Origin of the sequence: Paenibacillus sp. SORGH_AS_0306 (assembly GCF_030819345.1) — a bacterium.
In the GTDB taxonomy this organism is placed as follows: domain Bacteria; phylum Bacillota; class Bacilli; order Paenibacillales; family Paenibacillaceae; genus Saccharibacillus; species Saccharibacillus kyungheensis.
On record NZ_JAUTBP010000001.1, the window covers coordinates 1046307 to 1059412 of the forward strand.

The window sequence follows — 13106 nt, forward strand, 5'->3', positions numbered from 1 at the left end:
AAGCAGATCGATTATCGGTCTGCTTTTTGATTTATCTGATGATGATCTATCAACAGGTGGGATTTTTAAGCGGTGTGTGGGTAATACACATATAGAAAAGATAAGTGAAACGAAGGAGAGATAACGATGCCAAATCATAACAAATCGAAAAGTTTAACATGTGGTATTTTGACAGGACTATTAGTAGGAGGATCGACAGCACTTTTGCTAGCTCCTAAAGGCGGTCGTGAACTGCGTTCAGATATTTCCACCAATGCTCGTATTGCAGGAGCAAAAGGTCGTGAATTGGCAGAACTGAGCAGAGAAGTGGTAGGCGTAGTCAAAGATTGGAAAGAACAGATCAATATCGCAACAGCAGAAGTGAAAGTAGAACTAGCTGCTCTCAAAGCAGAACAAGCGGATCAACCAGGTCCACAAACTAAAGGAAATTATAGCGTCTAAACAAACGTTACATCTTTCACTTGCTACTAATTGTGTATACGGTATAATAGGTACAGTTTACGAAAAGGAAGCGATATGTACGTGCAACAACCGATAGCTATATTCGACTCAGGTGTGGGAGGATTAACTGTTGCTAAAGAAGTGATGCGACAACTACCACGCGAAAAAATTATTTATTTTGGAGATACAGCACGTGCACCTTATGGGCCTCGTTCTCTAGAAGAAGTGAAAGAATTCACCGAGCAAATTGTGAATTATTTGATGACCTTTCAGCCGAAGATGATTGTGATTGCTTGTAACACCGCAACGGCAGCAGCATTGGAACATATCAGTGCACAGGTATCTATACCGGTGATTGGTGTTATCCATCCAGGATCACGAGCTGCGATTAGCGCGACCAAAACAGGCTTTATCGGTGTAATCGGTACATTAGGAACGATTAACAGTGGGGCATATTCAGCAGCGTTGAAGCAATTATCACCGTTTGTACAAGTGTATAGTCAGGCGTGTCCTGATTTCGTACCGTTGGTGGAGCGTGGAGTGTTTTTGGATCAGGAAGCTTATGAGGTAGCTCAGCAAGTGTTAGCACCTGTGCGCAGTTATCCTATTGATTGTCTGATTCTAGGCTGTACGCATTATCCGTTTCTAACAGAAGCGATCCAAGCAGCAGTCGGGCCTGATGTGAAATTGATCAATTCAGCCGAAGAGACTGCACGCGAGATCAGTACCATTTTGTACAATAAAGGAAAACTTGCTCTTACAGAAGATCTACCTGTACATGAATTTTTCTGTAGTGGAACAGCCGAGATTTTTCAACAGATTGCCCGTCAATGGTTAGGAGAGCAGATCAAGCTTACTCCAGTACTATGGCAAGTCTCGCGAATGATGTAAATGGATGATTCTATTTGCAATAAGTACATAAAAAAGCTACCTTCATGCTGTATAAGTTGAAGGTAGCTTTTTTGATTATATTTTGAATTGAATTACATATGATTAAAGAATAGATTAAGCATTTATCCTTATGATGAGCAAGTATCATTTATCTAAATAGACAGGTTCAGTAGTCTATTACAATGAGGGATGAACGATAGATGCTCCTGTAACGACCTGTTGTAGCGCCTGTACGAGTTGTGCAGGGCTTTGGTATAAAGAGCGGTTGACGATAAAGTCACGTCCTAGTGCCGCTGCATTGCGCTTAACAGTGAGTCTATGAGCATCTTCTATGATCGCTTCGATATCCCGTGCATGAGCCAACCCGAAAATGCGGCGGATTATTTCACTTCCAGCAAATCCAACAGCATCTTCAAATATATGCTGTAATTGATATTCCAGATAACCCTCGATAGATGCAAAATCTTCTACATTGTTTTGTTGCCATAGAGTAGAAAAAGTGTCTACAAATACATCCCATACATTGGTGATATGGAATAAAAGAGCATCCCGTCCATCTTCTTCACGAGCGAGCGCAGACAATAATGTATTGGCTATAAAAAGCCCAATATCGAATCCAATCGGCCCGTAAAAAGCAAATTCAGGATCGATCACTTTCGTTTCTTCATCACTAGCGAAAATACTTCCTGTATGCAGATCACCATGTAACAATGCTTCCGCATGAGTGATAAATGTCTGCTTTAACTTTGCCGCTTCAAGTAAAAGGAATTGATCTCCCCATATCTGTTCAGCAATGGGACGCAGTATAGGTTCTACATCATTTGTCTCATGGTCGAATAGAGGATACGTAAATACAAAGTTTTCTGTAATTTTACACAATTCAGGATTATGAAATTGTAATGCAAGTTCGCGCTTCTCTTGCGGACCCATAGCAAAATCTGAAGTTGCAAACAGAGTCTTTGCCAAAAATTCACCAATATGTGTAGAAAGCAGTGGATAAGTAGAGCCGCTAGCTAATCCAGTACGTACAATAGTGAGATGAGACAAGTCTTCCATCACTGTAATAGCATAAGTAGGATCAGTATAATAAATTTCAGGTACATATTGAGGAACATGTTTGGCAAAATGTCGTAACGCTTTACTTTCAATCACAGCCCGATTCAGTGTCAAAGGCCATCCTTCACCAATCACACGTACATAAGGAAGAGCTTGCTTAATAATAATGCCACGCTTAGCCGCAGGTTCGGTGATCCGAAAAACCATATTCAGATTACCATCACCAATCTCATGACAGATAAGATCAGCATCTGAGCTGAAAAGTTCTAACGTTTTGGCAAGGGCGATTGCGGTTGTTTCTGTTAGTGCTTCATATGATGGTTCAGAACGAGTCATCCTGTATATCCTCCTCATAAAAAAAGATGTGACTTAGTACAATGCTAATTGATCATTTATAAAAAAGAAGTCTTATACTTTTTGCCGTTTACGATGAACAAAAGTTACTGCCAAAGCGAGAACAAGTACTGCTCCTTTGATAATATCTGTTGTGTAATACTGCACATGAAGCATAGTCATACCGTTAACCAGTACGCCCATTAATACAGCACCGAAAAAAGTACCGATTACATTCGGACGACCTGCACCGAATACAGAATAGCCGACAAAAACAGCCGCTAGCGCATCCATTTGCATCGATGATCCTGCATCAATCTGACCGGAACCTACACGAGCTGCGAACAGAATTCCGCCTACCGCTGCAAACACACCGGAAGCCACATAAGCAAGAGTACGTACACGATTCACTCGCAATCCAGATAAGCGAGCCGCTTCTTCATTGCTACCTGTCATAATCATTTGCCGTCCACCACGTGTATATTTGAAAAATAAGTGCATACCAATTACGGCAACCAGCATCAGAATAACTGGAAAAGGAACGCCTAACAATTTACCCTGACCAATCCAGAGAAACGAATCCAGCATTACCCCGGGCGCTTTGGTTCCATCTTGAAATTGCATATTATTGTAGATCGAGTAGCCTTTGGTATACGTTCGATGAATCCCGCTGACGATATACATTACAGCTAACGTTGCCAGTAGATCAGGAATCCGAATTTTGACAATTAAAAAGGAATTCAATAAGCCTACTAGAGCACCAATAATCAACGGAACAATCAATACTAAAATCAACGGCATCTGGTGCCAGACCATCATTGCCGCCACTACAACCGTAGTCAGCGATACTGTCGATCCAGCAGAAAGATCGAATCCATCAACCGTAAGTGAGATCGTAATGCCTATCGCTACAAATGTAACAATCGAGATCGAACGTAAAATATCGCTTATATTGTTATATGTGAAGAAGTGTTGATTATAAATAGAGAAAAATAGTAATACCAATCCGATAAAAATTAAAGCTCCATAACGATACGAAAACTGAGCGATTTTGTGGTTCATACAAGTTCCTCCCGGCCAGCGCTGGCATAGTATAACAATTCTTGTTGTGAAGCTTCTCCATAAGCAAAAGATTTCATGATTTTACCGTCACACATCACGAGAATACGATCAGCCAGCCCGATCGCTTCTTCAAATTCACATGTGAGATAGAGTATTCCTTTTCCTTGAGCCGCTAATTCTCCGATCACTTTGAAAATATCGCGTTTGGCACCAATATCGACCCCTTTGGTCGGTTCATCTAATATAAAAAGTTCAGCATCGGTCTGCATCCATTTTCCAATCGCTACTTTTTGCTGATTCCCTCCGCTAAGATAGCCTGTTAATTGCTGGTCAGACGATGTTTTGATACCTAGCGATTGAATCAATTGATCCCCATGCTGTTTTTCGGCTGATTTGGATACAATACCAAGATTCGTAATTTTTTTTAATACAGGCAAGCTTAAATTATGCAATACCGATTCTTTGACCAGAATACCTTCTTTGCGACGTTCTTCAGGAACAAGCACGATGCCAGAACTGACTGCATGATAAGGAGTTTTGGAATGAATAGTACGACCATTTAATTGAATCGATCCTCGTTCCGGTTGATCTGCTCCGAATAAGAGTTTAGACAATTCTGTTTTGCCTGCTCCGACTAACCCTACTACAGCAACCACTTCACCACGCCGAACATCAAGATTAACCCCTTGCACATAGCGACCTGCCGCAAGATCAGATACGGTTAGTAAAGGTTCACCAATCGGTACAAATGTTTTGGGATATTCTTCTGCAAAAGCTCTACCGAGCATAGAGTGTACCACTTCATTAGCATTTGTCTCTGCTGTAAGAACAGTACTTACTTTTTTGCCATCACGCATCACTGTAATCTTATCGCACACTCTGAAAATTTCAGGTAATCGATGAGAGATAAAAATAACGCCAATCCCTTGTGCTTTGAGGTCTTCCATAATAGTAAATAAGCGTTCTGCTTCTTCCATACTAAGTGGAGCTGTCGGTTCATCGAAAATAACAAATTTGGCTTGTTCTGCCATAATACGTGCAATCAATACTAACTGCTTTTCGGCTAACGATAATTCGCTCACAGGCTGACGGGCTGAAATAGCAAATCCAAGTTTTTGTAAAATATCTTCAGCTTGTCGGTATATCGATTTCCAATGCAGAATCGGACTACCTTGAGAAGAAGTCAGACGACTTAATAAAATATTTTCGGCTACCGACAACTGCGGAATAAGCGAAGTATCCACTTCTTGATACACACACTGAATACCGGCTTGCTTGGCGGCGGCTGGGGAATCAATATGAACTTGCTGACCATTAATCACAATCTGACCCTGATCTGCTGTATAAGCGCCGGACAAAATTTTCATTAGTGTGCTTTTGCCAGCACCATTAGCACCGAGTAGAGCATGAATCTCACCGCTACCTACTGTAAATTCAACATCAGTTAATGCGGGCACATTAGCAAATGATTTGTAGATTCCGCTCATCACCAGACTGCTAGATGATGGTTCGATCGAAGTAGTCATCGGATTCTTCCTTTCTTAATCGTTATCCATATAGACAAAATCCGGATCGGTCTCCTAAGAAACCGCCGGAATTGGAGTCTACTGTGAAGTAGAAATAAGTATATTTAATTAATTCCCAGCGACAGATTTTTCAAGTGCTTTTAGGTTATCTGTATTGCCTTGATCACTTTCACCCCAGCCTTTTACATATTCATTCAGGTCGGCTGTTGTTACTTTTTTATCTTTTGGTAGATCATCACGCTGTACATAGACAGGTTCCAATTCTACTTTTTCATCTTTTGTATTTCCATCGAATTTTTGGTACAAATAACGAACTTGTACACGTCCGATCGTTGTTGGATCTACAGCAGCAGAAGCGATCCATGGACTATTTTTATCTTGAATCAATGCTAAGTCTTCATCACTAAGATCAATACCATATACTTTGATCTCATCGCGTCCAGCTTGCTTAATCGCATTACTTGCTCCTTTAGCAAATTCGTCCCATGCTGCCCAGACAGCTGTAATATCACCTTTGTTCGGATATTGTTTTAAAATAGCTTCCATCTGAGTCTGTGCATCTAGTTGGGCATTGTCTGCTGTACCGAAAGCAGCGATTTCTTTAATGTCAGGATATTTAGCTTGAAACGCTTTATAGGAAATTTGACGAGATTCCATAGGAGGGAAGCCAGCTACCCAGATTTTGACGATATTGCCTTTACCATTTGCATCTTTAGCAAGTTGGTCTAATGTTAACTCTGCCATTTTTTGATCATTTTGAGCTAGATTAGTGACACCTTGTACACCATCTAATGCAGAGTCAAATGCAACGATAGGAATATTGGCTTGGACTGCTTTTTGCACACCCATTGTTAGTGCTCCTGCATCGCCATGATCTAGTAAAATTCCATCAAATTCACCTTGATTGACAGCCGCATCAAGAGCAGATGCCATTTTACTGAGATCATTATCTGCTGTAATGACTGTGACTGTACCGCCGTATTTTGCTACTTGATCTTTTACACCATCGACATATTGAGCGGAAAATGTACCATTGTTCAAACGCATAATCAAAGCGATATTTTTACCTTTAAGTGGTTGATCTGTAGATGAACCTGTAGCAGCCGTATCGTTACTAGCTGCACCGTTGCCGCAAGCACTTAAAGCGAGCAGCAGAACTACCATTAATGTAAGCAAGCTAGCAAACTTTGAACTTTTTTTCATTTTCTTTTCCCCCTGTACATAATCGCTTTAAAGCTTTCAAGTAATTTATAATGTTAAAATTTAATATAGAAGCTAAAACCAAGTATGTCAATGGGTTTTATTTTATTTGATGATTTTTGTCGAAAAAATGCAGTTTGAATATGATGTGAAAGACAGTATTTTGGGTTTTCGAGGTGCAGTTCATTCCTTATTTTATAGCTGTTTTTACTGTTCTATTTCAAAAAAGAAAAAAATAGCCAGGCGATCGATGTTTCAGCAACAGATAGTATTCTAGGAGATGATCTGAATCTGAACATTTTGAACAACAAAGAATCAGAGTGTGAAAATATGGATAGCGAATCAAGTTCTGCACTTCAAGCATCAGGAACAGATACAGTATTCGGAGACGATGTAGACTTCGATCTTTTGAGGAATAGTGAAGTGACAACAGACACGTATACGAAATAAAAGAAATCAAATCAGATATTGCAACTCATATGTTGTATTATCTAAATCACCAAAAACCCCTTCAAAATGTTGAAGGGGTTTTTGACGTATTAACCAGCATTTTATATAGATATTGGCTATAGACGCAATACGAATAACAATATGCTTAAAGTATGCGATAAGAATAAATATTAATCCTAAAAAAGTATAAAAATGGATATCAATGAGTAACCTAAAGGGTAATATATAAGTAATTAAAACTTTAACTGTTGTAATAATTGTCTAAACATAGTTGTCTCAACATTCTTATATAGAAAGGAGGTGAAAGCTCCTATGAAATATCGAGTGTTAGCTTTATTGATTGCTTTGTTTTTATATTATTTTACTCATCATGATATCGCACGTGCACATGGAGAAGTGCCTGATCCAGAATCGTCTTCAACTCAGACATCATCCACTGGTAATGACTCCTCGAAGTCAACACCAAGTCTAGTCGGTAATATAGTAAATAAAACAACAAGTACAGTTGCAGATGTAGTACAAGACACTGTCAAAGGTACAACCGAGACTGTCGACAAAACAGTAGATAATGTAGCCAACACAGTAACAGATACTACAACTCAAGTATCTACAACTGTAGATCAAGTTACGACAGACGTAGATAAAGTTGTCAAAGAAGCTGTAGATATCCCTGCTGATGTAATTACCGAGGTAGATAAAGCAACAAAAGGACAATCTTCTGACGTACTGGGTAGTGTAACTTCTTCTGTAGACCAAACTGTAAACAATGTTACAGGAACAGTGCAAAATACAGTTGGAAATACAACCAATACAGTAACAGGTGTTATTGAATCTACTGTTCAAACTGCTAGTGATGCTGTGACTTCTGTTGTAGATACAACGACAACCGTTATCCCAGAAGTAGTACCTGTTGTTCCAGATGTACCGGTGATCCATCTTCCGCCGATTGTACCGCAGCTTCCAGTAGAAGTTACACCTACTCCGGTACCGGATGATGTGATAGCACCAACTCCATCTAAGAACACCAATACAACCCACCATACTCAGAAAAATAGTACTCAAGGTAATCCGGAAATCACACCATCTTCACAACCGCCTCTACCTGCTGTCCCATCAGTTCATAAAACAACCCAGTCCCCATCAACAGAGGCAGTACAATCTTCACCGATTCATGAGTCTAACGATAAAGATCCACAAGCTATGATTGCATCAATTCAGAAAGGGACAACACAATATGTACCTGTAGTCCCACAGCCAGTACAACCAAAAGGAAAACCTCAGTATCCTGCATCCAAAACAACTGCTGTACCATTAGATGAGACCGTATCGAATGTATCGAATGTATCTGATGTATCGGATACAGATGTTGCTACAGCTCAAGCAATAGTTCAACCTCAATCAGAGAATATTCCTGCTATTTCAAGTGAACAAGGTACACAACCGGTTTCTCCAGCAGCAGCTATCTGGCTTGATGTTAAAGGCATTCAAGGATTAATCGTTGCGGGTTCTTCGAATGTATCAGAATTGTCTAATAGTAATACTTCCAATTCGCAAAATGTATTTGTCAATAATCGTTTGGCTAATTGGAAGCATTATCGTATCCATCTTCTAACGTATCGTGCTCAATCTGAGCATGGCAGTAATCAATGGACACATGCACCACCAGGACAGCCACCACAGCAAGCTCCCTATTTTATTTGAAAAAATAAAAAATTAAAGGGAGCGATTAACAATGAAATGGTCAATGAAAACAATGGTAGCAACAGGTTGTCTAGCGGCGGTATTGGGATGGTCACAAGGAACAGTATCAGCAGATTCAACAAGTGATGCATTAGTACATGTTGATCTTCAGCACGACGAATCTTCTTCAAGTACTGTTCAGGTTGGTATTTTGCAAAATAAAAATACGTCATCTTCAACAGACACTGCTGAATCGAATGCAGTGATTAGTATCCAGACAGAAGATACTATATTGGGTGATGAACTAGACGTTGATATTTTGCCAGAAAATCATACAACTACGGCAACTGATCAACAAGATCATCAAGCTGTAGTGGGTGTGACAGGAACAGATAGTATCGTAGCAGACGACTTGCATGTTGGTGTATTGGATCAACACAACCAATCCATTAACAACAGTACCAATGACCATGACGCAGTAGTCGAAGTAAGCGGAACGGATACTATTGTCGGCGATGACTTACACGTAGGCGTATTAGATAACAGCGATTCGTCTACCGACACTACAGATAGCAACCATGAAGCCGTAGTGGAAGTAAGTGGAACGGATACTATTATCGGCGATGACCTACATGTCGGAGTATTAGACAATACTAATTCGTCTACCGACACTACAAATACCAACCATGACGCAGTAGTTGAAGTAAGCGGAACTGACACTGTAATCGGAGACGACTTACATGTTGGTGTGTTAGACAACACTAATTCTTCCACAGACACTACAGATACTAACCACGAAGCTGTAGTGGAAGTAAGTGGAACGGATACTATTGTCGGCGATGATTTACATGTCGGAGTGTTAGACAACACTAATTCGTCTACCGATACTACAGATAGCAACCATGACGCAGTAGTCGAAGTAAGCGGAACGGACACTGTAGTCGGAGACGACTTACATGTCGGAGTGTTAGACAATACTAATTCGTCTACCGATACTACAGATAGCAATCACGAAGCTGTAGTGGAAGTAAGTGGAACGGACACTGTAGTCGGAGACGATTTGCATGTCGGAGTGTTAGACAATACTAATTCGTCTACCGACACTACAGATAGCAACCACGAAGCTGTGGTCGAAGTAAGTGGAACTGACACTGTGGTAGGAGACGACCTACATGTAGGAGTGTTAGACAACACTAATTCATCTACTGACACTACAGATACCAACCATGAAGCTGTGGTCGAAGTAAGTGGAACGGACACTGTAGTCGGCGATGACTTACACGTAGGCGTATTAGATAACAATAATTCATCTACCGACACTACAGATACCAACCATGAAGCTGTGGTCGAAGTAAGTGGAACGGACACTGTTGTAGTCGGCGATGACTTACACGTAGGCGTATTAGATAACAATAATTCATCTACCGACAACACAGATACTAACCAACAAGCTGTTGTGCAAGTAGCGACAACTGATCTAATTGTAGATGCGATAGACCTTTCTATTTTGGAAAATAGCAGTCAGCAAAATGCAGAAGGTCAAACAGACCGTTCTTCTCTTATTTCAGTAGGGTTACTGGATAATGTATTGCCTGGTATCGATGTAGCTGTATTGGAAAATGTAACATTTACACCAACACCAAATACAGACGATCCAGATACGACAACTCCAGACAACAATACACCGACGGTTCCACAACAACCAGATAACAATAACGGTAATGGAACAGAAGGTAATACAGGAAATAATGGGAATAACGGAAATGGCAATAATAATAGCAACGATAATGATACAACAAGTGGAAATAGCAATAATGGCTCTAATCCTAACAACAATACAGGCAGTACCAGTGACAACTCTAATGGAAACACTGGCAATAATAGCGACACAGCTAGTACAAATAATGGCATTTCATCTGCAAGTAATGGTAGTCGTGTACCTGTAGATATATCTAGTGATAGTGCAACATCTAACCCTGTTCCTACTAACACTGGATCATCTACTGTAACAACAACGTCTACTACTGATCCTAGTCCAGTAATGATTGACGATATGGAAGCCACAGCTTTGCCATCCGATAATATCAATTCAAATCAACCGAATCGTGTAATTACAGCTTTTGCCGATGTACCACAATTGGTATCTTTATCTACAGATCGCTCTTCACAGCCAGCGCGTGGAGTCGTCACTGCGGCTACTGTAAATTCTAATAACGCAGATGCTACAACCAATATGTCTACACCTTCCTTGTCTGTTTTGCCAAAAACAGGGGAATGGGCAGACTCGACAGTACTTTACACATTAGGTAGCTTGATGGTGATACTCGGATGGATCGTTCGTCGTTCTTTACGCTTTGATCGTCAAGGACGGTGAGCAGTAATGTCCCAATTTGTAGCTAGATGTGGAACGTTATTATTATTGCTAGGTATAGCGACGATTGGCTATACACTGTATTCCAACTGGCATACGAATCAAGTACAAGCTTCACTCAAGCAGACGTTTGCTACAGGATTGGATCAAGGTAGAGAAGTAGAAGCTAAGATACAATCTGTGACAAGCAAAAGTAATACAAATAAGCAAACATCTACGATCAGTCAAAATGTAAATGGTCTTCGTGTACAGGGAATCCTTACTGTTCCTAAGTTGAATCTGGAAGCAGCTATTGTAGAAGGCGCTGATCCAGAACAATTACAATCTGCTCTAGGGCATATTCGTGGTGGTGGCGAAGCAGGGCAGACCAATAGCAATTATTCTATTGCAGGTCACCGTTCCAGTCGATATGGCAAGTTTTTTAATCGTCTGCATGAATTGAATAAGCATGATGCTTTTCAGTTACAGACATCTACAGGTAAGTATGCTTATCAGGTCTACGATATTCAGATTGTAGAACCGGATCAAGTCGAAGTACTACAACCTGAATCTGGGCAATCGATTGTGACGCTGATTACTTGCTACCCTGATCATTCCAGTCAATACCGTCTTATTGTCAAAGGAAAACTCGTCTCACAATCAACGTAATAAGTAGCATAGATAGAGAGAATAGGTTTGTAGATGCAAGATCATAAAATAAATTAAGGCTTTCTTCGAGTACTATAACGAAGAGAGCCTTTTTTGTGAGAAAAGCTATAGATATTGGAAATTTAGAACAGGTTCTTATAGAAAATTGAAACTTTCTGATTAGTTTACCGTAATACTAGAGCAAGACGCTAAAAGTGTCGGTAGATATTGGTTTGTTATAGAAAAGGGAGAGATGGATTGTGAAATGGAATCGATTTTTTTCGTTACAACAATGGGCGCATGTATTTAAAAGACTGCCAAGCTTGTTAACCTCCCGGGAATTACCTCTAGGAGAAAAATTATTGTTTCTTATACCTGTGTTAACGTATTGGGTATTGCCTGATGTAATGCCGTTTATGCCTATAGATGATATTGGAGTAACTTTATTAATGATGAACTGGTTCGTAACGCGGGCAGAGCGCAAAACAGCAATGGTCTATGAACACAAGAAACTTCGCTAAGTAAAGTATTCAAATTGTGAATAGCATCATAGTTCACTGTTCCAAGTCTATTTTTATAGTAGAATAAAATAAAGAGCGCTTGCAGTTCTAAGCGCTCTTAGTCTTGCGTATTGCGCAGTAGAGCTATACAATAGTATAGGTTAAAGTTACGGAATAAGTATCTGAACCGATCATGAATGTTGAAGTAAAGGAAACCCAAAAAGTAGTATTGGGTTCATTTCTTTTTCAAAAAAGAATATAATGGTCGGATATTCCAAATATGGTTCCTGCATATAGCAGGCTAGTCGATGAAGAGGAGCTGATCTTATGAAAGTCAAAATTACACGTAATGCAGCGAAAGTGATTCAAACTGAATTGGATAAACCCGAAAATGAAGGTCTAAAATTGCGCGTATTTATTACGAATTCTCATGGTGATCATGTTCATTATGGAATGGATTTAGGTCAACCAGAAGGTGCAGAAGAATTAGTAAGCACAGATAAAGAAATTGATGTAGCTGTAGATCCAAATGAATCCTGGTTAGATGGAATCAAGATTGATTATTTATATTTGCCAGAAGAAGGCTTCGTTATTACTAACCCTTCCAAAGGCAATCATGGCGATCACTAAGACCGCTATAGAAGGGAAAGTATAATGGCTAACGATATTCGCGTATGTGATAAATGCAATCATGTTCGCTTGAAAACGATGATTCCAAAGTTGGAAAAAATGGCTCCTGATGCTGAAATTAAAATAGGATGTAAATCGTACTGTGGGCCTTGTGGCAAGCGTGCTTTTGTCTATATTAACGGTCGCTATGTCAGTGCACCTACAGAAGATGAAGTTCTAGAAAAAGCATCTAAATTCATTAAAAAACCATCTGTGCAAGCATAATCATTAGGGATAAAAATAGAAAAGCCTTTGTCAATCACACGATAATGTGTAGATCGACAAAGGCTTTTTTTGTTG

12 protein-coding genes are annotated in these 13106 nt (G+C 39.9%); 8 read left to right on the forward strand and 4 right to left on the reverse strand.

Features of this window, described 5'->3' with window-relative positions; all coding sequences use genetic code 11:
- Positions 1-126 precede the first annotated feature (126 nt).
- Positions 127-441: a YtxH domain-containing protein gene (locus QE450_RS04620; protein WP_273615577.1), complete on the forward strand. Its 315-nt coding sequence runs from the start codon at positions 127-129 to the stop codon at positions 439-441.
- Positions 442-522: 81 nt separating this feature from the next.
- The gene (racE, locus tag QE450_RS04625; RefSeq protein WP_273615578.1) at positions 523-1332 is read left to right on the forward strand and encodes a glutamate racemase; all 810 of its coding nucleotides are present in this window, start codon (positions 523-525) and stop codon (positions 1330-1332) included.
- Positions 1333-1509: 177 nt separating this feature from the next.
- Here racE and mtnK read toward each other — a convergent pair whose 3' ends face one another.
- From mtnK to QE450_RS04645, 4 genes are all read right to left on the reverse strand, one after another.
- On the reverse strand, positions 1510-2724 hold the full coding sequence (mtnK, locus tag QE450_RS04630) for an S-methyl-5-thioribose kinase (RefSeq protein WP_307297349.1): 1215 nt from the start codon (positions 2722-2724) through the stop codon (positions 1510-1512).
- 72 nt (positions 2725-2796) lie between these two features.
- Positions 2797-3783 (reverse strand): ABC transporter permease, encoded by a 987-nt coding sequence (locus tag QE450_RS04635; protein WP_069327040.1) that lies wholly within the window; start codon positions 3781-3783, stop codon positions 2797-2799.
- The gene (locus tag QE450_RS04640) at positions 3780-5309 is read right to left on the reverse strand and encodes a sugar ABC transporter ATP-binding protein (protein WP_307297354.1); all 1530 of its coding nucleotides are present in this window, start codon (positions 5307-5309) and stop codon (positions 3780-3782) included. The genes QE450_RS04635 and QE450_RS04640 overlap by 4 nt, the downstream gene beginning before the upstream one ends.
- Before the next feature lie 108 nt (positions 5310-5417).
- Positions 5418-6512, reverse strand: a complete 1095-nt coding sequence (locus QE450_RS04645; RefSeq protein ID WP_307297356.1) for a sugar ABC transporter substrate-binding protein — start codon at positions 6510-6512, stop codon at positions 5418-5420.
- 759 nt (positions 6513-7271) lie between these two features.
- Between QE450_RS04645 and QE450_RS04650 the strand changes: the two genes are divergently transcribed.
- The 6 genes from QE450_RS04650 to QE450_RS04675 all read left to right on the forward strand — a co-directional run bounded on the left by QE450_RS04650 (position 7272) and on the right by QE450_RS04675 (position 13031).
- Positions 7272-8660: a hypothetical protein gene (locus QE450_RS04650; RefSeq protein ID WP_307297358.1), complete on the forward strand. Its 1389-nt coding sequence runs from the start codon at positions 7272-7274 to the stop codon at positions 8658-8660.
- A 31-nt stretch (positions 8661-8691) separates the two neighbouring features.
- Entirely contained in the window at positions 8692-11013 is a 2322-nt protein-coding gene (locus QE450_RS04655; protein ID WP_307297359.1) for an autotransporter outer membrane beta-barrel domain-containing protein, read from the forward strand.
- 6 nt (positions 11014-11019) lie between these two features.
- The gene (locus QE450_RS04660) at positions 11020-11658 is read left to right on the forward strand and encodes a class D sortase (RefSeq protein ID WP_307297362.1); all 639 of its coding nucleotides are present in this window, start codon (positions 11020-11022) and stop codon (positions 11656-11658) included.
- Between the two features lie 239 nt (positions 11659-11897).
- Positions 11898-12158, forward strand: a complete 261-nt coding sequence (locus QE450_RS04665; protein ID WP_273615585.1) for a hypothetical protein — start codon at positions 11898-11900, stop codon at positions 12156-12158.
- Between the two features lie 306 nt (positions 12159-12464).
- Positions 12465-12767: an iron-sulfur cluster assembly accessory protein gene (locus QE450_RS04670; RefSeq protein WP_307297366.1), complete on the forward strand. Its 303-nt coding sequence runs from the start codon at positions 12465-12467 to the stop codon at positions 12765-12767.
- A gap of 24 nt (positions 12768-12791) precedes the next feature.
- Entirely contained in the window at positions 12792-13031 is a 240-nt protein-coding gene (locus QE450_RS04675; RefSeq protein WP_204824768.1) for a YuzB family protein, read from the forward strand.
- Positions 13032-13106: the final 75 nt, after the last annotated feature.

Excerpts from the sequence above, each read along its gene's own strand:
- QE450_RS04620 (WP_273615577.1), top strand. The coding sequence starts at position 127 with ATGCCAAATCATAACAAATCGAAAAGTTTAACATGTGGTATTTTGACA.
- mtnK (WP_307297349.1), bottom strand. The coding sequence starts at position 2,724 with ATGACTCGTTCTGAACCATCATATGAAGCACTAACAGAAACAACCGCA.
- QE450_RS04635 (WP_069327040.1), bottom strand. The coding sequence starts at position 3,783 with ATGAACCACAAAATCGCTCAGTTTTCGTATCGTTATGGAGCTTTAATT.
- QE450_RS04640 (WP_307297354.1), bottom strand. The coding sequence starts at position 5,309 with ATGACTACTTCGATCGAACCATCATCTAGCAGTCTGGTGATGAGCGGA.
- QE450_RS04645 (WP_307297356.1), bottom strand. The coding sequence starts at position 6,512 with ATGAAAAAAAGTTCAAAGTTTGCTAGCTTGCTTACATTAATGGTAGTT.
- QE450_RS04650 (WP_307297358.1), top strand. The coding sequence starts at position 7,272 with ATGAAATATCGAGTGTTAGCTTTATTGATTGCTTTGTTTTTATATTAT.
- QE450_RS04655 (WP_307297359.1), top strand. The coding sequence starts at position 8,692 with ATGAAATGGTCAATGAAAACAATGGTAGCAACAGGTTGTCTAGCGGCG.
- QE450_RS04660 (WP_307297362.1), top strand. The coding sequence starts at position 11,020 with ATGTCCCAATTTGTAGCTAGATGTGGAACGTTATTATTATTGCTAGGT.
- QE450_RS04670 (WP_307297366.1), top strand. The coding sequence starts at position 12,465 with ATGAAAGTCAAAATTACACGTAATGCAGCGAAAGTGATTCAAACTGAA.
- QE450_RS04675 (WP_204824768.1), top strand. The coding sequence starts at position 12,792 with ATGGCTAACGATATTCGCGTATGTGATAAATGCAATCATGTTCGCTTG.